Source organism: Actinoplanes sp. NBRC 103695, assembly GCF_030269485.1.
Taxonomy (GTDB): domain Bacteria; phylum Actinomycetota; class Actinomycetes; order Mycobacteriales; family Micromonosporaceae; genus Actinoplanes.
Genome location: NZ_BSTL01000017.1, coordinates 119091 through 142225, shown reverse-complemented (window position 1 = coordinate 142225; position 23135 = coordinate 119091). Strand labels below are relative to the sequence as shown.

27 protein-coding genes and 1 pseudogene are annotated in these 23135 nt (G+C 71.1%); 17 read left to right on the top strand and 11 right to left on the bottom strand.

The genetic code is table 11. The annotated features are described in order from the left end of the window. Positions 1 to 4: 4 nt before the first annotated feature. The 4 genes and pseudogenes from QSK31_RS29545 to QSK31_RS29530 all read left to right on the top strand — a co-directional run. Positions 5 to 1303: a 3-oxoacyl-ACP reductase gene (locus QSK31_RS29545; protein WP_285687757.1), complete on the top strand. Its 1299-nt coding sequence runs from the start codon at positions 5 to 7 to the stop codon at positions 1301 to 1303. Then, complete coding sequence (locus QSK31_RS29540; protein ID WP_285687833.1) at positions 1303 to 2073, top strand: MaoC family dehydratase; 771 nt, start codon at positions 1303 to 1305, stop codon at positions 2071 to 2073. The genes QSK31_RS29545 and QSK31_RS29540 overlap by 1 nt, the downstream gene beginning before the upstream one ends. A 44-nt stretch (positions 2074 to 2117) precedes the next feature. Continuing rightward, positions 2118 to 3329 carry an acyl-CoA dehydrogenase family protein gene (locus tag QSK31_RS29535; RefSeq protein ID WP_285687756.1) on the top strand — a complete coding sequence of 404 codons (1212 nt, stop codon included), beginning with the start codon at positions 2118 to 2120 and terminating at the stop codon, positions 3327 to 3329. A 150-nt stretch (positions 3330 to 3479) separates the two neighbouring features. After that, positions 3480 to 3686, top strand: a pseudogene (locus tag QSK31_RS29530) (acyl-CoA synthetase); the annotation flags it as partial. Here QSK31_RS29530 and QSK31_RS29525 read toward each other — a convergent pair. Further along, positions 3658 to 4080, bottom strand: coding sequence for a hypothetical protein (locus QSK31_RS29525; RefSeq protein ID WP_285687755.1), 423 nt, complete (start codon positions 4078 to 4080; stop codon positions 3658 to 3660). The pseudogene QSK31_RS29530 and the gene QSK31_RS29525 overlap by 29 nt on opposite strands. Before the next feature lie 26 nt (positions 4081 to 4106). Between QSK31_RS29525 and QSK31_RS29520 the strand changes: the two genes are divergently transcribed. Together QSK31_RS29520 and QSK31_RS29515 are read left to right on the top strand one after the other, a co-directional pair. Further along, positions 4107 to 4940: a metallophosphoesterase family protein gene (locus QSK31_RS29520; protein WP_285687754.1), complete on the top strand. Its 834-nt coding sequence runs from the start codon at positions 4107 to 4109 to the stop codon at positions 4938 to 4940. Further along, positions 4937 to 5596, top strand: coding sequence for a 4'-phosphopantetheinyl transferase family protein (locus QSK31_RS29515; RefSeq protein ID WP_285687753.1), 660 nt, complete (start codon positions 4937 to 4939; stop codon positions 5594 to 5596). The genes QSK31_RS29520 and QSK31_RS29515 overlap by 4 nt, the downstream gene beginning before the upstream one ends. 19 nt (positions 5597 to 5615) lie before the next feature. Here QSK31_RS29515 and QSK31_RS29510 read toward each other — a convergent pair whose 3' ends face one another. Genes QSK31_RS29510 through QSK31_RS29495 form a run of 4 tightly spaced genes read right to left on the bottom strand, consistent with a single transcriptional unit; the run spans position 5616 to position 8195 of the window. After that, on the bottom strand, positions 5616 to 6290 hold the full coding sequence (locus QSK31_RS29510) for a VTT domain-containing protein (RefSeq protein WP_285687752.1): 675 nt from the start codon (positions 6288 to 6290) through the stop codon (positions 5616 to 5618). After that, entirely contained in the window at positions 6284 to 6502 is a 219-nt protein-coding gene (locus QSK31_RS29505) for a hypothetical protein (RefSeq protein ID WP_285687751.1), read from the bottom strand. The genes QSK31_RS29510 and QSK31_RS29505 overlap by 7 nt, the downstream gene beginning before the upstream one ends. Continuing rightward, positions 6499 to 7278 (bottom strand): ABC transporter permease, encoded by a 780-nt coding sequence (locus tag QSK31_RS29500; RefSeq protein WP_285687750.1) that lies wholly within the window; start codon positions 7276 to 7278, stop codon positions 6499 to 6501. Before QSK31_RS29500 ends, QSK31_RS29505 begins: the two co-directional genes overlap by 4 nt. Next, a complete protein-coding gene (locus tag QSK31_RS29495; RefSeq protein ID WP_285687749.1) occupies positions 7275 to 8195 on the bottom strand; it encodes an ABC transporter ATP-binding protein in 921 nt (306 codons plus the stop codon). The genes QSK31_RS29500 and QSK31_RS29495 overlap by 4 nt, the downstream gene beginning before the upstream one ends. A 110-nt stretch (positions 8196 to 8305) precedes the next feature. On the opposite strand from QSK31_RS29495, the gene QSK31_RS29490 reads away from it, so the two are divergent. The 3 genes from QSK31_RS29490 to QSK31_RS29480 all read left to right on the top strand — a co-directional run bounded on the left by QSK31_RS29490 (position 8306) and on the right by QSK31_RS29480 (position 10826). Continuing rightward, the gene (locus QSK31_RS29490) at positions 8306 to 9511 is read left to right on the top strand and encodes a sensor histidine kinase (protein WP_285687748.1); all 1206 of its coding nucleotides are present in this window, start codon (positions 8306 to 8308) and stop codon (positions 9509 to 9511) included. Next, positions 9508 to 10182, top strand: a complete 675-nt coding sequence (locus QSK31_RS29485) for a response regulator (protein ID WP_285687747.1) — start codon at positions 9508 to 9510, stop codon at positions 10180 to 10182. Before QSK31_RS29490 ends, QSK31_RS29485 begins: the two co-directional genes overlap by 4 nt. 230 nt (positions 10183 to 10412) lie before the next feature. Further along, positions 10413 to 10826 (top strand): TrmH family RNA methyltransferase, encoded by a 414-nt coding sequence (locus QSK31_RS29480; protein WP_285687746.1) that lies wholly within the window; start codon positions 10413 to 10415, stop codon positions 10824 to 10826. Between the two features lie 174 nt (positions 10827 to 11000). Here the strand turns inward: QSK31_RS29480 and QSK31_RS29475 are convergent, their stop codons facing one another. Both QSK31_RS29475 and QSK31_RS29470 read right to left on the bottom strand, forming a co-directional pair. Beyond that, positions 11001 to 12317 (bottom strand): outer membrane protein assembly factor BamB family protein, encoded by a 1317-nt coding sequence (locus tag QSK31_RS29475; RefSeq protein WP_285687745.1) that lies wholly within the window; start codon positions 12315 to 12317, stop codon positions 11001 to 11003. Then, the gene (locus tag QSK31_RS29470; protein WP_285687744.1) at positions 12298 to 12819 is read right to left on the bottom strand and encodes a SigE family RNA polymerase sigma factor; all 522 of its coding nucleotides are present in this window, start codon (positions 12817 to 12819) and stop codon (positions 12298 to 12300) included. The genes QSK31_RS29475 and QSK31_RS29470 overlap by 20 nt, the downstream gene beginning before the upstream one ends. 90 nt (positions 12820 to 12909) lie before the next feature. Here QSK31_RS29470 and QSK31_RS29465 point away from each other — a divergent pair, with 90 nt between their 5' ends. Further along, on the top strand, positions 12910 to 14187 hold the full coding sequence (locus QSK31_RS29465; RefSeq protein WP_285687743.1) for a serine/threonine-protein kinase: 1278 nt from the start codon (positions 12910 to 12912) through the stop codon (positions 14185 to 14187). Here the strand turns inward: QSK31_RS29465 and QSK31_RS29460 are convergent. Next, the gene (locus QSK31_RS29460; protein WP_285687742.1) at positions 14179 to 14841 is read right to left on the bottom strand and encodes a response regulator transcription factor; all 663 of its coding nucleotides are present in this window, start codon (positions 14839 to 14841) and stop codon (positions 14179 to 14181) included. The genes QSK31_RS29465 and QSK31_RS29460 overlap by 9 nt on opposite strands. Next, positions 14838 to 15677 carry a sensor histidine kinase gene (locus QSK31_RS29455; protein WP_285687740.1) on the bottom strand — a complete coding sequence of 280 codons (840 nt, stop codon included), beginning with the start codon at positions 15675 to 15677 and terminating at the stop codon, positions 14838 to 14840. Before QSK31_RS29455 ends, QSK31_RS29460 begins: the two co-directional genes overlap by 4 nt. 97 nt (positions 15678 to 15774) lie before the next feature. Here QSK31_RS29455 and QSK31_RS29450 point away from each other — a divergent pair, with 97 nt between their 5' ends. From QSK31_RS29450 to QSK31_RS29440, 3 genes are read left to right on the top strand one after another with little or no spacing between them, the layout of a single operon-like run. Continuing rightward, positions 15775 to 16482 (top strand): ABC transporter ATP-binding protein, encoded by a 708-nt coding sequence (locus QSK31_RS29450; RefSeq protein WP_285687738.1) that lies wholly within the window; start codon positions 15775 to 15777, stop codon positions 16480 to 16482. Next, positions 16476 to 17213, top strand: coding sequence for a hypothetical protein (locus tag QSK31_RS29445; protein WP_285687736.1), 738 nt, complete (start codon positions 16476 to 16478; stop codon positions 17211 to 17213). The genes QSK31_RS29450 and QSK31_RS29445 overlap by 7 nt, the downstream gene beginning before the upstream one ends. Continuing rightward, entirely contained in the window at positions 17210 to 17782 is a 573-nt protein-coding gene (locus QSK31_RS29440; protein ID WP_285687735.1) for a hypothetical protein, read from the top strand. The genes QSK31_RS29445 and QSK31_RS29440 overlap by 4 nt, the downstream gene beginning before the upstream one ends. 388 nt (positions 17783 to 18170) lie before the next feature. Here the strand turns inward: QSK31_RS29440 and QSK31_RS29435 are convergent, their stop codons facing one another. Both QSK31_RS29435 and QSK31_RS29430 read right to left on the bottom strand, forming a co-directional pair. After that, positions 18171 to 18593, bottom strand: coding sequence for a nuclear transport factor 2 family protein (locus QSK31_RS29435; RefSeq protein ID WP_285687734.1), 423 nt, complete (start codon positions 18591 to 18593; stop codon positions 18171 to 18173). Continuing rightward, complete coding sequence (locus tag QSK31_RS29430; protein ID WP_285687733.1) at positions 18590 to 19588, bottom strand: NADP-dependent oxidoreductase; 999 nt, start codon at positions 19586 to 19588, stop codon at positions 18590 to 18592. Before QSK31_RS29430 ends, QSK31_RS29435 begins: the two co-directional genes overlap by 4 nt. A 120-nt stretch (positions 19589 to 19708) precedes the next feature. Here QSK31_RS29430 and QSK31_RS29425 point away from each other — a divergent pair, with 120 nt between their 5' ends. The 4 genes from QSK31_RS29425 to QSK31_RS29410 all read left to right on the top strand — a co-directional run bounded on the left by QSK31_RS29425 (position 19709) and on the right by QSK31_RS29410 (position 22810). Next, a complete protein-coding gene (locus tag QSK31_RS29425; RefSeq protein WP_285687732.1) occupies positions 19709 to 20593 on the top strand; it encodes a LysR family transcriptional regulator in 885 nt (294 codons plus the stop codon). Positions 20594 to 20628: 35 nt separating this feature from the next. Next, positions 20629 to 21195, top strand: a complete 567-nt coding sequence (locus tag QSK31_RS29420) for a TetR/AcrR family transcriptional regulator (RefSeq protein WP_285687731.1) — start codon at positions 20629 to 20631, stop codon at positions 21193 to 21195. Between the two features lie 68 nt (positions 21196 to 21263). Further along, on the top strand, positions 21264 to 21905 hold the full coding sequence (locus QSK31_RS29415) for an NAD(P)-dependent oxidoreductase (protein WP_285687730.1): 642 nt from the start codon (positions 21264 to 21266) through the stop codon (positions 21903 to 21905). Next, the gene (locus QSK31_RS29410) at positions 21902 to 22810 is read left to right on the top strand and encodes an SDR family NAD(P)-dependent oxidoreductase (protein WP_285687729.1); all 909 of its coding nucleotides are present in this window, start codon (positions 21902 to 21904) and stop codon (positions 22808 to 22810) included. The genes QSK31_RS29415 and QSK31_RS29410 overlap by 4 nt, the downstream gene beginning before the upstream one ends. The last annotated feature ends 325 nt before the right edge of the window (positions 22811 to 23135 follow it).

The window sequence follows — 23135 nt, the reverse complement described above, 5'->3', positions numbered from 1 at the left end:
GCGCATGGGCGACAGGTATGCGAGTTTCGCCAACTCCGGGCCGGGCCACGCGCTGGTCAAGCGCCTCGGGCTGCCCGATCCGCCACGGCTGCGCCGGGACGCCGCGCTCGCCGGGCCGGTCCTGCTGGGCGGGCGACCGGCGTCCCCGATCCGCGACACGCTCACCAAGATGGGTGTCGAGGTGCTGGACGCCGGGGCGCCACCGCACGGCGCGCTGATCTTCGACGCCTCGGGACTCTCCGACTCGTCGCAGCTCAGCGCGCTGTACGAGTTCTTCCATCCGCATGCCCGGTCGCTGCGGCGAGGCGGCCGGGTGATCGTCGTCGGCACGGCGCCTTCCGACTGCCCGGCGCCACGGGCGGCGACCGCCCAGCGGGCGCTCGAGGGGCTGACGCGCAGCATCGGCAAGGAGTTCGGGCGGGGCATCACGGCCCAGCTGGTGTACGTGGCGCCCGGCGGTGACACGGCCGTGGAGTCGACCCTCCGGTTCCTGTTGAGCGGGCGTTCGGCGTACGTCAGCGGTCAGGTCGTCCGGGTCGGACCAGGCAATCCGCCGCAGCCTACCGACACGGCTCGACCCCTCGACGGGCGCACAGCGCTGGTCACCGGCGCGGCCCGGGGCATCGGCGCGGCCATCGCCCGGACGCTCGGGCGGGACGGCGCCACCGTGATCGCCCTCGACGTGCCCGGCTCCGGTGACGCGCTCGCGGCGGTGGCCAACGAGGTGCGCGGCCGGGCCGTCCAGCTCGATCTGACCCACCCCGGCGCCGCCGACCGGCTGGCCGCGCATCTGCCGGACGGCGTCGACATCGTGGTGCACAACGCCGGCATCACCCGCGACCGGACCATCGCCAAGATGGACGCGGCCGGGTGGGACACGGTGCTCGCGGTCAACCTGTCGGCGCCGGAACGCATCAACGACGCCCTGCTGGAGCGCGGGCTGCTGCACGACGGCGGCCGGATCGTCGGCGTCTCGTCGATCGCGGGCATCGCCGGCAACCGCGGGCAGACCAACTACGCGACCAGCAAGGCGGGCGTGATCGGGCTGGTGCAGTCGACCGCGCCGGTGCTGATCGGGCGCGGTATCACGGTGAACGCGGTGGCGCCCGGCTTCATCGAGACGGCAATGACCGCGAAGATGCCGCTGATGCTGCGGGAGGCGGGGCGTCGGATGAACAGCCTGTCGCAGGGCGGACTGCCGGTCGACGTGGCGGAGACGATCGCCTGGCTGGCCGCGCCGGGGTCGGGCACGGTCACCGGCAACATCGTGCGGGTCTGCGGGCAGAGTCTGCTGGGGGCGTGATGTTCGTCCGAGCCGCGCTCACGCTGCTGCCACGCCGCCGGTCGTCCGGCCTGCCGTCCGAGCCTCTGACCGCGTCGGTGGCGGTGGACCGCGATCATCTCGCCGCCTACGACCGCGTCTGCGGTTTTCCGCTCACCGATCGGCTGCCGGGCACCTATCCGCATGTCCTGGCCTTTCCGTCGGCGATGCGGCTGATGACCACCGATTTTCCTTTTCCGGTCGTCGGCCTGGTGCATGTCGCCAATCGCATCACCGTGCACCGGTCGCTGTCCTTCGAGGACCTTCATTTCTCGGTACGGGCGGAGAATCTGCGCCCGCACCACAGGGGACAGCAGTTCGACGTGGTGGCGCTCGCAACCGTTGACGATCGGCCGGTGTGGACGGGCGTTTCCACGTACCTCCGCCTCGGCTCCGGGGTCTCCGGAAAGCGCGAACGCGCGGCACCGCCTCTGTTCGCGGCTTCCTGGCGTGTTCCGTCGCGGGTGGGCACCGACTACGCCGCGGTTTCCGGCGACCGCAACCCGATCCACACGTCGCGGCTGGGTGCGCGTCTCTTCGGGTTTCCCCGGCCGATCGCGCACGGCATGTGGACCGTGGCCCGGTGCCTGGCCGCCCTGGACCCGCGGCTGCCGGACGCCTATGTCGTGGAGGTCGACTTCAAGCGCCCGATCCTGCTGCCGGCCCGGGTGGACTTCAGCGCCGCCGAGGTCGACGGAGGTTGGGACTTCGGCGTGGATTCCCATCTTGCGGGGCGGGTCCGCTCGCTTTAGTGTTACCTGCGGTAACTGTTAACGCGAGTAAGGGGTATCTCCCCATGGAGTTCTGGCTGGGGCTCGACGAGGACCAGATCGAGCTGCGCGACTGGGTGCACGGCTTCGCCGAGGGCGTCATCCGCCCCGCGGCCGCCGAGTGGGACGAGCGCGAGGAGACGCCGTGGCCGATCCTCCAGGAGGCGGCCAAGATCGGGCTGTACGGGTTCGAATTCCTGGCCAACGCCTGGTCGGACCACTCCGGGCTGTCGCTGCCCCTGGCCAACGAGGAACTGTTCTGGGGCGACGGCGGCATCGGCATGGCCATCTCCGGCACGTCGCTCGCGGTCGCCGCGATCTACGGCTCCGGCACACCCGACCAGCTCGCCGAGTGGGTGCCGCAGTGCTTCGGCGACGCCGACGACCCCAAGGTGGGCGCCTTCTGCACGACCGAGCCCGAGGCCGGGTCCGACGTCGGCGCGATGCGCACCCGGGCCGTGTACGACGAGGCCAAGGACGAGTGGACGATCACCGGGCAGAAGGCGTACGCCACCAACGGAGGCATCGCCAACGTGCACGTGGTGACCGCGTCGATCGACCCGACCCTGGGCTCCCGCGGCCAGGCGGCGTTCGTCATCCCGCCCGGCACGCCCGGACTGGAGGGCAGCCGGAAGCTCAAGAAACTCGGCCTGCGCGCCTCACACACCGCGGACGTGTTCCTGGACTCGGTCCGGGTGCCCGGCAGCTGCCTGCTCGGCGGCAAGGAGGCGCTCGACGAGCGGCTGGCCCGCGTCCGCGAGGGCAAGCGAGCCACCAGCCAGGCCGCGATGCGCACCTTCGAGCTGTCCCGCCCGGCGGTCGGCGCGCAGGCGCTCGGCATCGCCCGGGCCGCCTACGAGTACGCCCTGGACTACGCCAAGAACCGCGTCCAGTTCGGCCGCGCCATCATCGAGAACCAGGCGATCGCCTTCGCGCTGGCCGACATGCGCACCGAGATCGACGCCGCCCGCCTCCTCGTCTGGCGGGCCGCCTGGATGGGCATCAACAACCAGCAGTTCACGGCCGCCGAGGGCTCGATGTCGAAGCTCAAGGCCGGCGAGGTCGGCGTGACCGTCACCGAGAAGGCGGTCCAGATCCTCGGCGGCGCCGGCTACGTCCGCGACCATCCGGTGGAACGCATGTACCGCGACGCGAAGATCTACACGATCTTCGAGGGCACGTCCGAGATCCAGCGCCTGGTCATCTCCCGAGCCATCTCCGGCGTCCACATCCGCTGATGGTCTTCATCCTGCGCACCAGGGCACGCCAGGGCTCCTGACCCCCGGCGTGCCATGGTGAGCCGGGGCTCCTGACCCCCGGCGACCCGGTGCGGATGGGGCGGCAGCTCAACGCGTTGCGGCGCTGGACCTCGGCACATCGACGACGTCGGCCGGGTCCTCGTCGACGGCCGGGCCGACGACATGATCGTCTCCGGCGGCGAGAACGTCTTTCCGGCCCAGGTCGAGGACCTGCTCCCCGACCTGCGGGAACGTCGCGCCCGGTTCTGCGTACCCCGGGATGTGTTCTTCCTCCCCGCGCTCCCCCGCACCACGACGGGCGAGGTCCTCACCCGCCGGCTGCGTCCGCCCGCCTGACCACCGCGACGGTCGCGCCCGCCGACTCCAGCCGGGTGGCGAGCAGGCTCAGCTCCGCGCACGTGCCGACGATGCCCTCGTCCAGCAGCGCATCCAGTCCTCCGGCGACGTCTACCCAGGCCACACCCCCGTCGCGCAGGGCCTTGAGCACGGCCACCCGCGAACCGCCGGCATCGGGGACGTCCAGCCGGAAGGTGCCGCTCTGGTCGAGGATCGCCTGCCGGTACTCGTCCGGCGACCGGTCCCATCCGAAGGCCTCGATCGGGCTGCCCTCGCACTCGTAGTCCAGCACCCACTGCAGCCGGCCACCGATGATCGTCTCGTAGACGACGCCCGTGTGCCCCTCCGCGCAGGTGTCGCAGGCCACCGGCACGTCGGCCTGCCCGAAGTCCATGGGCAGCATGATGGCAGACTCGGGTCATGCCAGGTGCGCTTCTCGCGGTCAGCGATCTGCACATCTCGTACGCGGAGAACAGGCGCATCGTCGACGGCCTGCGCCCGCGGTCGGACGACGACTGGCTGCTCGTGGCAGGCGACGTCGGCGAGATCCTTGCCGATATCGTCAAGACCCTCGGTGCGCTGCGGGAACGCTTCGCGCGGGTGATCTGGGCGCCCGGCAATCACGAGCTGTGGACGCACCCGTCCGACCCGGTCACGCTGCGCGGCGAGGAGCGCTACCGCGAGCTGGTCCGCAGGTGCCGCGACATCGACGTCCTCACCCCCGAGGACGATTTCGCGGTCTGGCGCGGCGAGGGCGGTCCGGTCACGGTCGTGCCCTTGTTCCTGCTGTACGACTATTCGTGGCGGGCGCCCGGCACACACTCCAAGGCGGAGTCGTTGCGGCGGGCGTACGACACCGGCGTGGTGTGCACCGACGAGGCGCTGCTGCACCCCGATCCGCACCCCGACCGGGAGTCCTGGTGCTGGTCGCGCCTCGCCGAGACCGAGCGCCGCCTGGCCGCCATCGACCCCGCACTGCCGACGGTGCTGGTCAGCCACTGGCCGCTGCGCCGCGAGCCGACCGACGTCCTGTGGTACCCGGAGTTCGCCCAGTGGTGCGGCACCGACCGCACGGCCGAGTGGCATCTCCGCCACCGGGCGACGGTCGCGGTCTACGGCCACCTGCACATCCCCCGCACCACCACGTACGACGGCGTGCGCTTCGAGGAGGTGTCCCTGGGCTACCCCCGCGAGTGGGGCAAGCGGAACACCGAGCCGTCCCCGCTGCGCCACATCCTCGGGGCGGCCGCATGATCGAGCGGTTGCTGCCACCGGCCGTGGCGGTGGTGGAGGCCCACGCCGACCTGCCCGGCGAGCAGGTGTTCCCCGGCGAGGAGGAGCTGGTGGCGAGGGCGGTGGAGAGCCGCCGCCGCGAGGTCGTGACGGCCCGGCGCTGTGCCCGGGAGGCGCTGGCCACCTTCGGGTACGCCCCCGCGCCCATCCCCCGCGGCACCCGCGGCGCCCCCCAGTGGCCGGCCGGCGTAGTGGGCAGCATCACGCACTGCACCGGCTACCGGGCGGCAGCGGTGGCGCCGGCCTCCGAACTCGCTTCGCTGGGCATCGACGCCGAGCCCCACGGCCCACTCCCGCCCGACGTCCCTGAAGCGGTGACGACCGGCGACGAACTGGCGATGCTGGACGACCTGTCGAACGAGAACCCGTCGGTCCACTGGGACCGGGTGCTGTTCAGCGCGAAGGAGTCCGTCTACAAGGCGTGGTTCCCGCTGACCGGCCGCTGGCTAGGCTTCGAGGACGCCGAACTCCGCTTCGACCCCGCCGCCGGCACCTTCCAGGCCAAGATCCTGATCGACGGCGCCCGCACCGACGAGGGGCCGCCGCTGGCCGAGCTGACCGGCCGTTTCCTGGTGGCCCAAGGCCTCGTGGCGACCGCGGTGACGGTAATGAGCTGACGTCGCCGCGCCGCGAGAGTTACCCCACGCGGGCGGCGCGACGGCGGCGGTGGACCCGCTCGGCATACCAGACCGCGATGTCGATCAGCAGGCACACGGCGATCAGCAGCACCCCGCTCGTCCCGTGCGCGAACGCCCCCGCCGCCGCGAAGATCACCGCCGGCGGCGCCGTGCCCGCCACCGTGCCGATCGCCATGCGCTGCCAGGTCATGGCCGGCACCATGCCCGCCGCCACGGCAGTGGTCTCGGCCAGCACCGGCACCGGACGGGTGACCGCGACGACCAGCACACCGTGCGACCGGAGCCGTCGTTCGAGTCCCTCGGGTGGCCGCGCCCGCCGCCCGATCCGCCGCCCGATCCCGAAGGCCAGCAGCCCGGACGCCGTCGTGGCCAGCCAGGACAGCGCGGCGCCGGCCGGAAACCCGACCACGCCACCCAGGAACATCATGACCACACTGGACGGCACCGGCAGAATCACGTCCGCGAGCAGCAGAACGAAGCCCACCACGGCCACCCAGGGCGCCGCGTCACCGCTGGTCCAGACCTCCTCGCTCAGGAACGGCGGGTCGATCCACTCGACGATGCCGAACCCGACCAGAGAGATCACCGTGACCACGGCCATCACGGTGAGAAAGCGCCGCCGCCCGTCCTCCGGCACCGTGCTCACGGCCGCCTGCTCGTCACCGATCACCACGTCCCCGCCTCCCCGGCGCTGCCTCCCGCGCTCGGATTGACCATGGTGCCATGGACGGCCGCCACCGCCACCGCCACCGGCACCGCCATCGGCACCGGCACCGCCATCGGCACCGCCACCGCCATCGGCACCGCCACCGCCATCGGCACCGCCACCGGCACCGCCACCGCCATCGGCGCCGCCACCGGCACCGCCACCGGCACCCACGTCACGAGATATCCCGGCGGCCGAAGCTGACCGCCCCGGCTCCGAGCGCCAGCACCACATAGGCCGCCGCCGCGGCCACTGCTCCGCCCTGCGACAGCAACCACGGATGATCGCCGCCGGCCAGCTGAGGCGCCAGGTTCGGCAACAGGATCGAGCCGAACCGCAACTGCCACGTGGTGGGCAGGAAGTGCGCGAAGATCGGCGCGACCAGGACCAGCCCACCCAGCGTGGTCAATGTCGCGGCGGTCGACCGCATGACGGCGCCCAGACCCAGGCCGACCACGCAGGTGACCAGCACGACGACGGCCGCGGCCAGCACGGTCGGCACCGCGTCCGTCCACCGCGGCCACGGATTCAGCGGTGCCGGACGGTTGCCGAGCATCAGCCGGGCGTCGGCGAACGCCATCAGCGAGAAACCCGCCCCGGCCGCACCGCCCACCAGCGCGGCCACCGCAGCCTTGGCGCCCAGCAGCACTCGGCGCCGTGGCACGGCCAGCAGCGCGGCCCCGATCGAGCCGGTGGTGAACTCGCTGGTGACCGACATGGCTCCGATCGCCCCGACGAAGAACGCCACGAACGGCATGGTCACCACGGTCGGATCGGCCGTCTCGTAGTTCAAGCGGTCCGCCGCCGAGGCCGCATCGTACGACTGCACCAGCAGGAACAGGATCAGCCCACCCAGCAGCATCGCGACGACGCCTCCCGCCAGAAAGGCGGACGTCGACCTCAGGCTCCTGATCTTGATCCACTCCGCGGCGACAGTGTCCTGGAGTGTGCTCATGATCGTGCCGGCCTCTCCGGCGCGGCCTGGAAGTCGGCTGCCTCTTCGGTCATCCGCAGATAGACGTCCTCCAGGGTGGCACTCCGCGCCGTCAGCCCGTGCAGGGGAATCGATGCCGCCGCGGCCGCCTCGCCGACGGCCGGCGCGCCCGCCCCGGCCACGACCAGGTCGCCGTCGCCGGTCACGGTGACTGTCGCGCCGAGGCCGGTCAGAACATGTGAAAGCTCGGGGGCACGCGGGGAACGGACAAGCACGTCGCGCTCGAATCGGGAACGCAACTCGGCAACCGAGGTCTCCTCGACCAGCCGTCCCCTGCCGATGATCAGCACGTGGTCGGCGGTGACCGCCATCTCGCTCATGAGGTGACTGGAGAGCAGCACCGTGCGGCCCTCGGCGGCGAGCGCGCGCAGGGTGGAACGGATCCACCGGATGCCGGCCGCGTCCAGCCCGTTGACCGGCTCGTCGAGCACGATCACGGCCGGATCGCCGAGCAGGGCGGCGGCGATACCGAGCCGCTGGCGCATCCCGAGCGAGAACCTGCCCACCCGCTGGTGGGCCACGCTCGCCAGGCCGACCTCCTCGAGCACCGTCGTCACCCGGTCGCCGGCGATGCCGTTGCTCCGGGCGAGACCGGCCAGATGAGTGAAGGCGGTGCGGCCCGGGTGGGCGGCGCCGGCGTCGAGCACGGCGCCCACCCGACGCAGCGGACGGCAGATCTGGTCATATCGCAAGCCCCCGATGAGCGCCTCACCGGAGGTGGGACGCTGCAGGCCGAGGAGGATGCGCAGGGTGGTCGACTTACCTGCGCCGTTCGGGCCGAGGAAGCCGGTCACCGCCCCGGGCCGGACCTCGAACGACAAACCGTCGACGGCCGACGTGGGTCCATATCGCTTCGTGAGCTCCCGCACCTCAATCATGGGGAAATGGTGGCCGGGCAGCGGGTGTCCGCGCGTCTGACCACGGTCAGATCTTTGAAGTATGACCACGGTCAGACGCGCCCCGGACGCCCCGCCGATAGCGTTGCGGCATGCGAAACAGACCGTCCACGGCGGAGGCGCGACGCGTGGTGGTGGACACCACCGCCGCCGCCGTGCTGGCCTGGCTGGCGGTCAGCGCCACGCTCGACCCGCCCGGTCCTCGGTTCGACGGCCCCCCGTGGGTGGCCTGGCTGGCGGGGATCGCGGTGGGCCTGCCGATCGCCTTCCGACGGCGGTGGCCGCTGCCGGTGCTGGTTTGGGTGGTCGTGACCGCTGCCGTCGCGACCGTGTCGGGCGTCGTCGGAGCCGGCGTCATCTGGGTGACGTGGCTGCCTGTCGCCTTCGCTCTCTACACCGGGGTCATCGCGGCGGGCCGGGGCAGCGTCGCGCTCGCCTTGATCGGCACTTTCATCCCGCCGGCGACCACTGTCCCGCTGCTCTATGCTCGTGCCGGCATCGATCCGGCCGATGCCCCGGCAAGCGAGGCCCCGCTGTGGTGGCAGGTGGAGACCGGCTCGATCCTCGTGATGCTGACCGCGACCTGGGTGCTCGGCTGGACCATTCGCTGGCGCCGATCGGTCCACGCCGACCTCGCCCGGCGGCTCGCCGAGGAGGCGGTGGCCGCCGAGCGGCTGCGGATCGCCCGCGAGCTCCACGACATCGTCGGGCACAGCTTGAGCCTGATCGCGGCGAAGGCGACGATCGCCAACCAGATCGGTGCGGAGCGACCGTCCGAGAGGCAGTCGGCCCTTCTGATGATCGAGGAGACGAGCCGTTCCGCCGTCACCGAGGTTCGCCGGGTGCTCGGCATCCTACGGACCGACGACGACCCGGCCGCCGCACTCGCTCCTCCCCCGGGCGTCGCAGGCCTGTCCGAGCTCGCCGAGCCGCTCAGGTCAGCCGGGCACCGTGTGGAGCTCACCCTGGATGGTGTCGATGACTTGCCGCCGACGGTCGAGCTCACCACCTACCGCATCGTTCAGGAGTCACTCACCAACGTGTTGAAGCATGCGGACGCTGGCAGGTGCGAGGTCACCGTCAGGGCGCGGGAGGGCAGAGTCCGCGTCGAGATCATCAATGACGGTCGGCCACAGAGGCCATCCGGCAGGCGGCCGACAAGCCGGGGACAGGGCCACATCGGCATGCGCGAGCGGGTGGCGATGTACGGCGGCACGCTGACCGCAGGACCACGTCCTGAGGGCGGCTTCCAGGTGGTCGCCGACTTCGACTACGCCGTGGCCGAGGAGATTCCATGACGGGGGACGTCACAGTGCTTCTCGCCGATGACGACGATCTGATGAGGGAGAGCTTCCGAGCACTGCTGGAGGTGACCCCCGGCTTCGTTCCCGTGGGTGAGGCGCGCACCGGCGCCGAGGCGGTCGCCCTTGCCGGACGGCGCCGTCCGCAGGTTGTGCTGATGGACGTTCGGATGCCCGAGATGGATGGCATCGAGGCGACCCGGCTGATCTGCGCGGCGCCGGAGACGGCCTCTGTCCGAGTGCTCATCCTGACGACATTCGACCTGGACGACTATGTCTATGCCGCGCTCAGAGCCGGCGCCAGCGGTTTCCTGGTCAAGGACGGCAGGGCAGCCGACCTGCTCAACGGCATCCGGCTGGTCGCGGCCGGTGACGCGCTGCTCGCGCCACGGGTCACCCGGCGACTGATCGCCACGTTCGCCAAGCAGGTCCAGCCCGCCTTCACCGCGTCCGAAGGGTTGGGGGCGATCACCCCGCGCGAACGGGAGGTCCTCCACCTCATCGGGCTCGGCCTGCCGAACGAAGACATCGCGGACCGCCTGCACATCGTGGAAGGAACGGTGAAGATTCATGTCGGGCGGTTGCTGAGCAAGCTGGGCGCCCGGGACAGGGCGCAGCTGGTGATCGCCGCGTACGAGACCGGCCTGGTCACACCGAGGCCACGATGATTCCCTGGTGCGCGGGCGGCAGCTACCATCGTCCACGCCATGTTGTCGTCGATGGCCCGGGCACGCCGAGAAGTGCCTCTTCAGATGTTCTTCGACAAAGCTGGGAGCTTGATCGCTCCTGTCCGTTGAGCCCGGCCATCCGGGTCCGGACCCGGAAAGACCTCCGCACCGCCCGCCGCCCCCACGCCCACCGTTGCTGGGGACACCTGGTCGCCGCCTCCTTGTGGCCGATGCACGGGACCAACCTCGGCACTCTGCTCCGCACCTGTGACGCCGTCGGCGCCTGTCTGGCCGTGCCGCCGTTCCGCTGGGTCGACGAGGCCCTTGCCCGGGGTAACACGCTGCGCCGGCCGAGTTGCGTGCATCGTGTCGGTGACCCGCTCGGCTGGCTGGCTGCCGAGCGGGCGTCCGGTTCGCGGGTCGTCGGCGTCGAGCTGGCCGACGAGGCGGTCCGCCTGGCCGACCTGCGGGTCGCCGACCGGCGGACCGTGATGGTGCTCGGCCACGAGTCCACCGGTATCCCCGGCGAGGCGCTCGACCTGCTCGACTGCGCGGTCGAGATACCCATGGTCGGCACGGGTCACAGCCTCAACGTCGCCGTCGCCGGGTCGCTGGTGCTCTACAAGCTCGCGGGGCTCACGTGACCTCCACGCCGGCGGGCCGCCGGCAAGAGGAGACCTGCGCCGGCGGCATTTCGCCCGCACCCTGCGGCCGGGCAGCACCTCGTCGAGGTTCTCCTCGAGCGAGCGGCGCAACTTGCGCGTGGACGGCGACATCGGTTCCCTCCTACGGGACGAGCGTCAGTCCTTCAGGGTCCGTCAGTCCTTCAGGGTCGTGATCTCCAGGGCCGACGGGCCGGGGCAGGCGAGCTTGTCGGTGGCCCAGGTGCAGCCGAAACCGGCGTCGGGCATCGGCCCGGCGTTCTCCTGGGCGCCGGTGGCGGGGGTGACCCGGACGATCTCCTCGCCGACGGCGTTCGGGAGGATCAGCACGTGACGGCCGTCGAGGCGGCCGAGGCGACCGGCGGCGAGGCGTCTGCCGTCCGTACCGTAAAGGGCCTGCTCGCCCGCGCCGTCGACGACGAGGCCGTCCCCCAGGAACTGGATCGATCCGGCGCCCTCGGGCGCCGGGACGCGCCATGCCTGGCGGCCGTCGCCGATGGTGATGGCGGTCAGCCCCGAGCGGTCGGCCACGCAGACGCGGTCGTCGCCGCAGGGCGCGATCGCGCTGATGTCGGCGCCGGTGTGGACGACCCGGCTGCCGCTCGGCCCGGTGAGCTCGGTGACCCGAACCGCGAAGCGCGGGCTCCGATCCACGCTGTAGAGACGGCCGTCGAAGGCGACCGGCGGCAGGTCGTCCATGGCGGCAGCGCCTCTGGTCTGCGTCAGTGTCCCGGTGCGGGCGTCACGGATCCGGACCGCTCCGGAGCGGGTCACCTGGACGAGCCGCGGGTCCTTGAACGTCAGCGGTATGCCGAATCTGCCGACCCGCTCGGCGTCGGAGGGCACGAACATGCCGAGCGTGCGCTGCGGCGGGTCGGCGGTCGCGGGCTGCTCCCACCGGACGTCACCGGTCGCCCAGTCGTACGCCCGGGTGGCTCCGGTCTCTTTTTCCTGTCGCACCAGCAGGTCGTCGTAGTAGATGAGGTCGTCGGACACCTGGTACGGAAACGTCCAGAGCTGCCGGCCGGTCGGCGGGTCGAGCACGGTCGCTGTCCCGTCGGCGATCATGAGCACCGCATGCGGCAGCGCGATCACGCCGCGGAGATTCTCGATGTGGGCCGGCATGCCGACCCGCCATCTCGACGCGCCGGTGCTCAAGGTCGCCGCCTGCACGCCGGCCTCGCCGTCCTTGGCGACCCAGGCGGTGAACACCACGTCACCCTCGATGGCGGAGGTGGCCTCACGAGCTTCGGTGCCGTAAGAGAGCGCGGGCGAGACCGCCGACCGGGGTGGCGCGAGGAGGTAGACGGCCGTACCCGCGGCCAGGCACACGGCGAGCGCCGCGGTGGTCAGCGCACGCATCCGGTTGCGGCGCCGCGTCCCCAGCCGCCGAGCGTCGGCCGAGCCGCCGCCGGGAATCGCGTCGGCGTGCCGGCGGAGCGTGAGGAAGAGGTCATCCAAGTCGGCCGGCATGGCGGTCTCCTTCGAGCAGTGGTGATGAATCGTCGGCGCCGATCGCGGCGGCCAGCCCGGCGCGCCCCCGGGACAGCCACGATTTGACGGTGCCGGTGGAGGCGCCGGTCTCGACGGCGATCTCGGCGACCGACCGATCGAGCAGGTAGTGCAGGACCAGCACCCGGCGGTGGGCCGGCGGGATCCGGCGCATGGCACGGACCAGCAGCACCGTGTCCTCCGAGGGTGCGGGCGCGGTGGCCGGCTGCGCCACGCTGCCGGCTTTGGCCCGGCGTACGCGGAGGCGCCGCCAGCGGTCGGTGGACAGCCTGCTGACCACGGTCCGGAGCCACGACTCCGGGTCGTCGTACCTGATCAGTCGCCCCCAGCGCTGCCAGGCCCTGGCGTAGGCCTCCTGCACGAGGTCCTGGGCGTCCCCGGCGTCGCCGGTCAGCCCGTAGGCGTACCGGAGCAATCGCTGGGAGGTGTCCCGATAGAACTCGTCGAAATCGTCCGCTGACATCCGCACCGCCTTCCGACCAATAGACACGGCTTGCCTCACCGACCGGTTGCAGGCGCTAGTCTCGGTCGCGGCATCGATGAAGGGAAACCGATGAGCACGCCGTTGCGCACCGGCGATCCGGCTCGCCTGGGCGAGTATGAGCTGCTCAGCAGGCTGGGCTCGGGCGGCATGGGCACGGTTTACCTCGGTCGGGGCCGTGACGGCCGCCGGGTCGCGGTCAAAACGCTGCGCACCGAGTACGCCTGGAACAGCGAACTCCGCGGCCGGTTCCGAAGCGAGGTCAACCGGCTACGCCAGGTGCCGCCGTTCTGCACCGCGGCCGTGCTCGACGCCGATCCCGATCACGAACCGCCCTACCTTGTCGTCGAGTACGTCTCGGGGCCCAGCCTCGCCGACGAGATCCGGGAGAACGGCCCGCTCGGCCCCGACCTGTTGCACAGCGTGACCATCGGCGTGACCGCGGCGCTGTCGGCGATCCACGGGGCCGGGGTCGTGCACCGCGACTTCAAGCCGAGCAACGTGCTGATCACCCTGGGCAGTGTCAAGGTCATCGACTTCGGCATCGCCCGGCCGCTCGACCTCACCAGCGAGCACACGCTGACCGGCCAGCTGGTGGGCACGGTCGCGTACATGGCACCCGAGTGCTTCGACACGACCGCCGGGAGCCCGGTGACCCCGGCGGCGGACATCTTCGCGTGGGGTGTCCTGGTGGCGTTCGCGGCGACGGGCCGGACCCCGTTCGCCGCGGACAGCGCACCGGCGACGGCCATGCGGATCGCGACGCAGCCGCCGGATCTGAGCGGCCTCTCCGGCCAGTTGCGTGAGCTCGTGAGTCGCGCGCTCGAGAAGAACCCCGCCGACCGCCCGACCGCGCGCGAGCTGCTCGACACGCTGCTCGGCACGGCACGGACGCCCCACGGCCCGCCCCACGGCCCGCCAAACGCGCCGCTCAACACGACATCGGCGCCAAACGCGCCGCTCAACACGACATCGGCGCCAAACGCGCCGCTCAACATGACATCGGCGCCGAACGCCCCGCTCGTCATGACATCGGCGCCCCACAGCCCGCCGAACGCGCCGCTCAACACGACAAAGGCGCCCCCAGGTCCGGACAAAGCGCCGCCCGGCACGGCGAATGCGCTCCCCGGCGCGCCATGGGCGCCGCAGCCGATGTCGCCGCGCCCTCATCCCATGCCGCCTTCGAGGCCGATCGCGGCGCGCCGGAAGCCGGGCTACTCGCGCACCTTCGTGGTGCTGATGGTGCTGACCGGCCTGCTCGGGACGATCCTGACCGCCACCCTCTACTTCCTGTGGGAGGACCAGGTCGACAAGCTCGACGCACCGCCCTCCACCAGCAGCTCACCGTGAGGCGCGCGGCCGGACCAGCGCCGCGTCGTAGGCGGCGATCACCAGCTGAGCGCGGTCGCGCGCGGAGAGTTTCGCCAGCAGGTGGGTGATGTGCGTCTTCACCGTCTTCACCGAGACGTTCAGAGAGGCGGCGATCTCGTCGTTCGACTGCCCGGTGCCGATCAGCGCCAGCACGTCGACCTCCCGACCGGTCAGCGAGCCCGGCACCGCCGGCCGGAGATCGCGCGGCGCCGCCACATAGTGCTCGACCAGCCGGGTCAGAATCGAGGGAGCAAAGAGCGATTCACCCCGATGCGTACGCCGGATGGCCTCGATGAGTTCCTCGGGGTGCGCATCTTTCAGCAGGAACCCGGAAGCTCCCGCGCTCAGCGCGCCGTACACGTACTCGTCGAGCTCGAACATGCTCAGCACCAGGACCCGCGTGCCGGTGAGAGCCGGATCGGCGCAGATGCGACGCGTGGCCTCCAAACCGTCGACGCGGGGCATGCGCACGTCCATCAGGATCACGTCGGGCTTGGTCCGGTGGGCCCGCAGCACCGCCTCGGCACCATCGTCGACCTCGCCCACCACGGTCAGGTCCGGCTCGCTGTTGATCACCGTCGCGAGCGTCTGCCGGATCTTGACCTGATCGTCGGCCATCAGCACGCGAGTCATACGGTCGCGTCCGGGATGCGCGCGACGACCCGGAAGCCGGCCTCGACCGGCTCGGCCAGCAGCGTCCCGCCGAGACTGCCGATGCGTTCCCGCAGGCCCACCAGACCGTGACCGGCGCCGGGTGACGACCGCCACCCCGCTTCATCCGGGCCGTCGTCGGCGACCGACACCACCACGTGCTCGCCGTCACGGTGCACGCCGACCCGCACGTCGGTGGGACCAGCGTGGCGGGCCGCGTTGGCAAGCCCTTCCCGCACTGTGCGGCAGATGCCCACCTGCACGCCCCGGGACACCTCGCCGAGCTCCTCAAGGATCAGCACCGCCCGTAAACCCGCCCGCGTCGCACCGTCCACGATGGTGGCCAGCTCGCCGAGGTCGTCCATCGGCGCGTTCGCCGCCGGCGTCCGCAGCACCGTCATCATCCGCCGCAGCTCCGCCGTCGCCTCCCGGCTCGTGTCCTCGATGTCGGCGAGGGCCGCGGTCATGTCGCCCGGCCTGTTCAGATGTCGGCCGGCCGCCGCCCGCACGGTGATCAGCCCGAGGGCATGCGAGACGACATCGTGCAGGTCACCGGAGATGCGCAGCCGCTCGGCCAGGACCGCCTCCGTCGCCGCCCACGCGGTCAGCCGTTTCTCGTAGTCACGCCGATCGGATCGCGCCCGCCGCACCGCCCACACCGCCGCCGCGACCGCACCACCGACGAGCAGCGCCGGGAGCACGATCGCGAACGGCCCGGACGCGCCGACGGTGCACATCGTGACCACCAGTGCCGCGGCGATCATCGCGATCATCGGCACGATGCCGGACCGCAGGGTGGGGCGAGGGTGCGCGTTCATGGCCCCGACTGTAGTTCTCGGACCCAGGTCTGAGAGCGCCCGAAAGATCGGACCAGGGTCCGACGCGCGCCGGCTTCCACAGGGGTTGACTCGTCCTATGATCACCGTCGAGCGGGTCAACAAGATCAAGGGCAAGACCCCGATTTTGTACGATGTGAGCTTCGTCGCGCGCCCCGGCCGGGTCACCGGTTTCCTGGGGCCCAACGGAGCCGGCAAGACGTCCACACTACGGATCCTGCTCGGGCTGGACCGCCCGCAATCCGGTGTGGCGTTGGTGTGCGGCCGCCCGTACTCCGGCATTGATCGTCCTTTGACGACGGTCGGCGCGCTGCTCGACGGCAGTGGGGCGCACCGTGCCCGCAGCGCCCGCGCGCACCTGCGCTGGGTGGCGGCGAGCAACGGGCTGCCGGGCTCCCGCGTCGACGAGGTGCTGGAGATCGTCGGGCTGGCCGGCGAGGCGCGGAAACGGGCCGGGCGGTTCTCCCTCGGGATGAGCCGCCGCCTGGGGCTGGCCGCGGCGCTGCTCGGCGACCCCGAGGTGCTGGTGCTGGACGAGCCGGTGAACGGCCTCGATCCGGCCGGCATCCGGTGGATGCGTGACTTCCTGCGCGAGCGGGCCGCACGCGGGCACACCGTGCTGCTGTCGAGTCATCTGATGGGCGAGCTGGCCGAGACCGCCGACGACGTGGTCGTGATCGCCAAGGGGCGCATCGTGACGCAGGGCGTGCTGGCCGACGTGGTCGGCGACCATCGCACTCTGGAGGACGCGTTCTTCGCGCTGACCGAGGGTGGTGGCCCGTGGTGAGCCTGATCCGCGCCGAGCTGCACAAACTGCTCGGGTTGCCGACCGCACGCATCGGCCTGCTGCTGGGCACACTCCTGTCGCCGCTCGTGGTGCTGGTCAACGCGCCCGCGGTCCGGCGCGCCGGCTTGGCCGGCGCCGACCTCGGCCTGGTCGAGCTCGGCGTCGGCCTGATCGGCCCGATGATCCTCGGGGTGGTCATCGTGAGCAGCGAGTTCACGTCGACCGGCGACGACGCGCCGCGGGCCCGGCAGCTGACCGCGACGCTGATCGCCGTGCCGCACCGGATGCGCCTGCTGACGGCGAAGACCGCCGCGCTGGTCCTGGTGGTGGGCGTGCAGGCGATCGTCGCGGCCGCCGCGACGATCGGGCTGACCCAGGTGATGCACGGCGACCGGGTGCAGGTGCCGGCCTTCGGGCGGATCGCCGCGGCGGCCCTGTACTGGGTGCTGCTGGCCCTGCTGGCTTATGCGATCACGCTGATCACCCGCAACGGCATCGTGCCGCTCACCCTCCTGATCGTGAACAGCACCGTGGTCTCGGTGTCCTACCTGCTGACGAAGGTCACATCGGCGGCCGCCTACCTGCCCGACATCGTCGGCGCGCAGATGTTCCTCCAGGGATCCGACTTCCCGGTCCGCATCGCGCCCGTCACGGCCGGCCTCGTGATGACCGCCTGGATCGCAGCCTTCCTGGCAGTCGGCGCCGTCCTCTTCCACCGGCGCGACGCATGAGGCGGGTCCACGCCGAGCTGCTCACGCTGCCGTCGTGGCGTGTCACCGCGGAGCTCCTGAAGCTGCTCACGCTGCCGTCGCTACTCCTGACCGCGGTGCTGACCCTGACGACCGCGGCCGTGGTGAGCTGGGCCGACGCGGAGCCGGTGCCCTACGCCCAGGCCGGCTTCCTGGTGCTCGGCGTGCTCGCGGCCACCGACAGCCCGGTGGCAACGTTGATCGCGATGCCCCAGCGTCTCCCCCTGCATGCCGCCCGGGCACTCACGCTGGGCGTTCTTGCGTTGCCGCTGGCCGCCGCGGCCGGCGACGCTCTCTACCTCACCTGCACGACGCTGCTGGCGTTCGGCGTGGCCACGCTCGTCCGGCTTCCGCTGCCGTCCGTGCTGACGTTGCTCGGCTCCCACTTCATCGCGTGTCCCTTGCTACGTGCCGCATCCACCGACGTCGCGCCCTTCCTGCCCGACGCCGCCGCTGGGGCACCGTCGCGGGGCCTACTCACGACAGCCGCCTGGACGGCTTGCGCCCTGACCCTCTCCGCCTGGTCCTTCACCCGTCGGGACGCCCCGTGACAGCGCCGTCGCCGCGCCTCGGCGCCACCCCGATCGGGCGGCGGGGTCCTTGTAGTGGCTCGCGGCGCCCTTGCGCAGCTGGGCCGGTGCCGGCAGGCAGGTGCAGGCTGTCCAGCAGGCTTCGGGCCTCGGCCGGGTCAAGACCGCCCGCGGCCATCGACAGTGTCCGGATTGCCAAGATCAGGCGTCCAGTCCGCCGACCGGGTTCGCCGGCGGACCGCGCTGTTCACGGACCGCCGACCAGGTTCGCCGGCGGACCGCACTGTTCACGGGCCGCCGACCGGGTTCGCCAACCGGACCGCACTGTTGACGGGCCGCCGACCGGGTTCGCCAACCGGACCGCACTGTTGACGGGCCGCCGACCAGGTTCGCCGGCGGACCGCGCTGTTCAGGGGCCGCCGGCGCTTCCCGGTAAGGCGTTGTCCAGTGCCAGGGTAAGCTCGGCGATCCGCCATCCGCTGTCGGACCGGCGCAGTCCGAACGTGTAGACGCCGGTCGAGATCACCCGCACGTCCTCGCCGGTGTTCCTCGTCTGCATCAGATAGGCCCGAACTTCAGCGCTGTCGGCGTCCGCCGTCTTGACCACGACATTGCTCAGGTGGTGCCGCACCCTTCCGGCCTGGGCCGCGTGCCCGTCACGGACGAAGTCGAGCACGGCCGTGCGTCCGGCGACAGGGGCGAGCACTCCCGGTCCGGGCACCGTGAAGGTCCAGGTGGTGTCCTGGGTCAGAATCGCTTCCAACGCGGGCACGTTCAGCTCGTCCAGGGCATGAGCGTAGGTCGCCACCGCGTGCTGCAGATCGGCGATCACGAGACCACCGTCAGCACGATCTTGCCCTGGATGTGGCCCCGCGCGGCTCGCGTGTGTGCGTTGCCGGCCTCGGACAGCGGATACGTGCTGTCCACCCCGACCTGGAGCTCGCCCTCGTCGAACAGGCGCCCGATCTCGGCGAGCTGGCGGCCGTCAGAACGCACCTGGATGTTGGAGACCGAAATGCCCAGACGCGCCGTCTCTTCCGGGTCGTACTGGGCGAAGAACACCGGAAGCATGGTGCCGCCACGCTTGAGCACGGTCAGGAAACGTGAGCTGTCCGGGCCGCCGACCGTGTCGATCACGAGGTCGGCATCGCTGACCACGTCCGCGGCCCGCGTCGTGGTGTAGTCGATGAACTCGTCGGCACCGAGCTTGCGCAGGAACTGCTCGTGGCGGCCCGAGGCCACCGCGACCACGCGCGCTCCCTTCCACTTCGCCAGCTGCACCGCAAAGTGGCCCACTCCGCCGGCGGCCCCGTTGACCAGCACGGTCATCCCCGGTGTGATCGGCACCGGCTGGTGCACCCGACCGGTGAACGGAGACGGCACGTCGTGGCCGAGATCAATCAGGTACTGCCAGGCCGTGAGCGCGGCCATCGGGGCCCCGGCCGCCTGCACGTGGTCGATACCGGCCGGCTTGCGGGCCAGGTCCGACGCCGGCGCGGCCACATACTCGGCGTACGTCCGGCCGTCGAACCCGGGGAACCGCAGCATGCCGAAGACCTCGTCACCGACGGCGAACCCCGTCACGTCCGCGGCGACCGCCTGGACCACGCCCGACATGTCCGTTCCGGGAGTCAACGGGAACTCCAGCGGCGGCCGCATCTCGGCCGGCATGACCTTCAGCCCCTCCCGCAGGTACCAGTCCGGCGGGTTGATGCCCGCCGCGTACACCCGGACGAGGACCTCGCCCGGTCCGATCTCGGGCACCGGCACCTCGTCGTACCGCAAAACTTCCGGCCCGCCGGCCTCGTGGAACTGGATCGCCTTCATCGCCTGTGCTTTCTCGGGGAAACGTTGCTCCCTGAAGTCAAGGCGGGAACGGCCTGGCCGTCCAAGACCGGTTCGGCGACCCGGTCATTCCGAAAAGACATGACGCGTACGCTCAGCCGGGTGAACGATCTCGGGCAGGACCTGGAACTGCGGCTGGTGCGCTACTTCACCGTGGTCGCGGAGCACCAGAACTTCGGCCGGGCCGCCGCCGACCTGCACATCGCCCAGCCTGCGCTGAGCCGCCAGATCCAACGGCTCGAGAAACAACTCGGCGCACGACTGCTGGACCGCGTACCCCAGGGCGCCCGGCTCACTCCGGCCGGCCAGGCGTTCCTCCCCCGGGCCCAAGCCCTGCTGCGGGCCGCCCGGCAGGCCGAACTGGCCGTACGCGACCAGGCCGAGACCGAACGGATCACCATCGGCTATGTCGAAGACCTCGTGATCACCGCCGCGGTCCGGGAATTGCGCCGCCGCCACCCGCACGCCGAGATCACCCCCCGGCACCTGAGCTGCCGTGACGTGGGAGCGCTGTCCGACAAGCGCGTCGACGCCCTGATCGGGCGGGCCCCGCTGCCGCTGGCCGCCGACAAGGTGCTCACCACCCCGCTGTACGAGGAATCCCGGATGCTCGTGGTATCGCGCGGTCACCCCTTGGCTGACCGCGCGTCGGTGACCTCGGAGGAACTGTCCGGCGAAGAGGCGGTTCCCTGCGCTTTCGAGACCGCGGACTGGACCTCCTACCAGCTCCTCGGGTCCGGTGTGCCACCGATGGAGAGCTACGAGGACAAGCTCGAACTGGTCGCGAGCGGCCGGGCGATCGCCGTGCTACCGGTCGGTGATCTGCGCAGCTCCCTGCGTCCCGACCTAGTCACCGTCCCGATCGAAGGCGCTCCCTCCAGCCGTGTCGTCGTGGTCAGCCGCAAGGGCGACCCGAATCCGATGATCAGGAGTTTCCGGCTGGCGGCCAAGGCCGTCCTGACCGCCGAGGCAGCCCCCAGCTCCTGAGCCCGGGGAAACGCGGGCCACCGTACGATGCGACGGTGAGTTACTCGAGCGACCCGCGGGCGGCACGCAGCCGGGAAGCGATCCTGACCGCCGCCCGGGAGCTGCTGATCGGCGAGGGCCCCGGAGCGATCACTCACCAGCGCGTGGCTCAGCAGGCCGGGGTGGGGCGCGCAACCGTCTACCGGCATTGGACCCGCCCCGAGGACCTGCTGCTCGACGTCATGTCCGGAGCGGACCTGCCGCACTTCAAGGACCCGGACGGCCCGCTCCGGCCGTGGCTCCACCGCAACCTGCGCGCGATGGCCGACGAGCTGGCCGAGCCTGCTGTAGCAGCGGTAGCCCTCACCCTGATGCAGGCAGCCATCTGGGACGACCAGATCGCGGAACGCCGAGACGCCTCGACCCAAAACGTCGCCGACCGCCTGGGAGCCGCCGTCTCCGCGGCGATGGAACAGGGCGAGCTCGACACGACCGCCGATGCCCGCGAGATAACGGCGATGCTCATCGGCCCGATCGTCTACCGCACCGCCATGCAGCGTGGCCTCGTCTCCGACGAGCTGATCGCCCGCCTGATCAACGGCATCGGAACCTGGCACGACTGAGACGTCCGGGCACTGCCCGACTTGTGAGACAGCTTGACTCATAGATTGCCGGCGACCATACTGAAGTTATGAGACATCCTGTATCGAAGACCTTGACGATAGGGGTCATCGGGGCCTCTGGGGCAACCGGACGGCACGTCGTGGCCACGGCACTCGAACGCGGACACACCGTCACGGCTTGTGTGCGCGGGAAAGCGACGTTTACGGGGCACGAACGGCTGAACGAGGCCGTCTGGCCGGACGTCGACGACATGCCGGCCCTGACCGACGCCTTGACCGGCGCCGACGTCGTGATCAGCACTCTCGGCGGCGCCGGCACCGGGCCGACGACAGTGTGCACCGACGGCATCGCCACGACGCTGAAGGCGATGGAGATGACCGGGGTGACACGTTTGATCGCCGTCAGCGCCCACGGAGTTCTGGAGACACACGACCGGTCGCTCTACTCTCTGGCGGTCTGGGCCGGCGTGGCGGACCGGATGCGCGACAAGGAGACGATGGAACCGCTGATCACCGCCTCCGGCCTCGACTGGACGATCGTGCGGCCGCCGAAGCTGTCGAACCATCCGCCCACCGGGAACAGCCGGGTCGGCACCGACCTGCCGATCCACGTGTGGAGTTCCATCGGCCGCGCCGACCTCGCCGCCTTCCTGATCGACGAGGCGGAGAACCCGCGCTACGTACGGGCCTATCCCAGGATCACCCGATGACCGCCACGATCCCCGACCTCACGAACCACACCGCGATCGTCACCGGAGCAACCGGCGGCATGGGACAGATCATCGCCACCACACTGATCAACGCGGGCGCGCACGTGATCACCATCGCCCGGAATCCGGCCCGCGCGAACGCATTGCGCAGCCACCTCGGCAAGGACAACGAGCACCGCCTCGACATCATCACCGGCGACCTGTCCCGGCGCGAGGACCTCCTCGCGGCAGCGCGGACCATCGGCGACCGCTACGAGCAGATCCACCTCCTCGTCAACAACGCCGGCGCGCACTTCTCCGACCACCGGGTCTCGCCGGACGGCATCGAAATGCACATCGCGCTGGACTACCTCGCCGCCTACGGCCTCATGACCTACCTCGACGCACCACTGCGGCGCGGCCGGGCGCGCATCGTGAACGTCGCCAGCGACACCCTCAACGACACCCGCCAGGTCAAATTCGCCGGAAAACCCCGCCCGGCGACCTTGGATCTGACCCACGTCGACAACCTTGCGGACCTCAACCCGCACAAGGGTTTCGTGCCCTTCGAGGCGTACGCGCGGGCCAAGCTCATGACCGTGACCGCCGGCTACGCCCTGTCGCGCTCGTTCGCTCCTGACGGCGTCACCCTCAACGCCCTGCACCCCGGCATCGTCGCCACCGGCATCATCGACGACCTGGTACCCCCACCACTACGCCCGTTCGGCGCCCTCATCCGCCGCACCATGCTCACCCCCGCCGATGGCGCCACGACCGCGCTGCGCCTCGCCACGGATCCCCAACTCGCCGGGGTCACCGGCCGTTACTTCAACCAAGGCTCGGCGGCGACCACTCCGCCGATCTCCCACGACCCCGCCGTCCAGCGGAAACTCCTGACGCTCAGCGAAGCCCACTTCGCCTCATGACCGCATCGAGCCTTCGCCCTCGCGGCGACGATCCGGTGATGACGATCGGTTCCGCCGGCCGTGGCGCCCGAAGCGGGTGAGCGGTGAGTCGTGCCAGAAGAACCCGCGGTCGCCTGCAAGGGGGTGAGCGGTGAGCCGTGCCGGAAGAACCCGCGGTCACCTGCAAGCGGGCCCTATCACGCTGGACGGGGGCCAAGGCTCGGATACCAGCGCACGCCGGCCCCGGCCGGCATCCGAGGCTCGGATCGAGCGGACACCATCGCCCGGCGGCACCCCAAGGCCCGGAACGAGCGCACCCCAGGGCTCGGAACGAGCGGACGCTATC

What these genes read in the sequence shown, in the direction of transcription:
- QSK31_RS29545 (WP_285687757.1), top strand. Translation starts at nt 5, where the DNA reads ATGGGCGACAGGTATGCGAGTTTCGCCAACTCCGGGCCGGGCCACGCG.
- QSK31_RS29540 (WP_285687833.1), top strand. Translation starts at nt 1,303, where the DNA reads ATGTTCGTCCGAGCCGCGCTCACGCTGCTGCCACGCCGCCGGTCGTCC.
- QSK31_RS29535 (WP_285687756.1), top strand. Translation starts at nt 2,118, where the DNA reads ATGGAGTTCTGGCTGGGGCTCGACGAGGACCAGATCGAGCTGCGCGAC.
- QSK31_RS29525 (WP_285687755.1), bottom strand. Translation starts at nt 4,080, where the DNA reads ATGGACTTCGGGCAGGCCGACGTGCCGGTGGCCTGCGACACCTGCGCG.
- QSK31_RS29520 (WP_285687754.1), top strand. Translation starts at nt 4,107, where the DNA reads ATGCCAGGTGCGCTTCTCGCGGTCAGCGATCTGCACATCTCGTACGCG.
- QSK31_RS29515 (WP_285687753.1), top strand. Translation starts at nt 4,937, where the DNA reads ATGATCGAGCGGTTGCTGCCACCGGCCGTGGCGGTGGTGGAGGCCCAC.
- QSK31_RS29500 (WP_285687750.1), bottom strand. Translation starts at nt 7,278, where the DNA reads ATGAGCACACTCCAGGACACTGTCGCCGCGGAGTGGATCAAGATCAGG.
- QSK31_RS29495 (WP_285687749.1), bottom strand. Translation starts at nt 8,195, where the DNA reads ATGATTGAGGTGCGGGAGCTCACGAAGCGATATGGACCCACGTCGGCC.
- QSK31_RS29490 (WP_285687748.1), top strand. Translation starts at nt 8,306, where the DNA reads ATGCGAAACAGACCGTCCACGGCGGAGGCGCGACGCGTGGTGGTGGAC.
- QSK31_RS29485 (WP_285687747.1), top strand. Translation starts at nt 9,508, where the DNA reads ATGACGGGGGACGTCACAGTGCTTCTCGCCGATGACGACGATCTGATG.
- QSK31_RS29480 (WP_285687746.1), top strand. Translation starts at nt 10,413, where the DNA reads ATGCACGGGACCAACCTCGGCACTCTGCTCCGCACCTGTGACGCCGTC.
- QSK31_RS29475 (WP_285687745.1), bottom strand. Translation starts at nt 12,317, where the DNA reads ATGCCGGCCGACTTGGATGACCTCTTCCTCACGCTCCGCCGGCACGCC.
- QSK31_RS29470 (WP_285687744.1), bottom strand. Translation starts at nt 12,819, where the DNA reads ATGTCAGCGGACGATTTCGACGAGTTCTATCGGGACACCTCCCAGCGA.
- QSK31_RS29465 (WP_285687743.1), top strand. Translation starts at nt 12,910, where the DNA reads ATGAGCACGCCGTTGCGCACCGGCGATCCGGCTCGCCTGGGCGAGTAT.
- QSK31_RS29460 (WP_285687742.1), bottom strand. Translation starts at nt 14,841, where the DNA reads ATGACTCGCGTGCTGATGGCCGACGATCAGGTCAAGATCCGGCAGACG.
- QSK31_RS29455 (WP_285687740.1), bottom strand. Translation starts at nt 15,677, where the DNA reads ATGAACGCGCACCCTCGCCCCACCCTGCGGTCCGGCATCGTGCCGATG.
- QSK31_RS29450 (WP_285687738.1), top strand. Translation starts at nt 15,775, where the DNA reads ATGATCACCGTCGAGCGGGTCAACAAGATCAAGGGCAAGACCCCGATT.
- QSK31_RS29440 (WP_285687735.1), top strand. Translation starts at nt 17,210, where the DNA reads ATGAGGCGGGTCCACGCCGAGCTGCTCACGCTGCCGTCGTGGCGTGTC.
- QSK31_RS29430 (WP_285687733.1), bottom strand. Translation starts at nt 19,588, where the DNA reads ATGAAGGCGATCCAGTTCCACGAGGCCGGCGGGCCGGAAGTTTTGCGG.
- QSK31_RS29415 (WP_285687730.1), top strand. Translation starts at nt 21,264, where the DNA reads ATGAGACATCCTGTATCGAAGACCTTGACGATAGGGGTCATCGGGGCC.
- QSK31_RS29410 (WP_285687729.1), top strand. Translation starts at nt 21,902, where the DNA reads ATGACCGCCACGATCCCCGACCTCACGAACCACACCGCGATCGTCACC.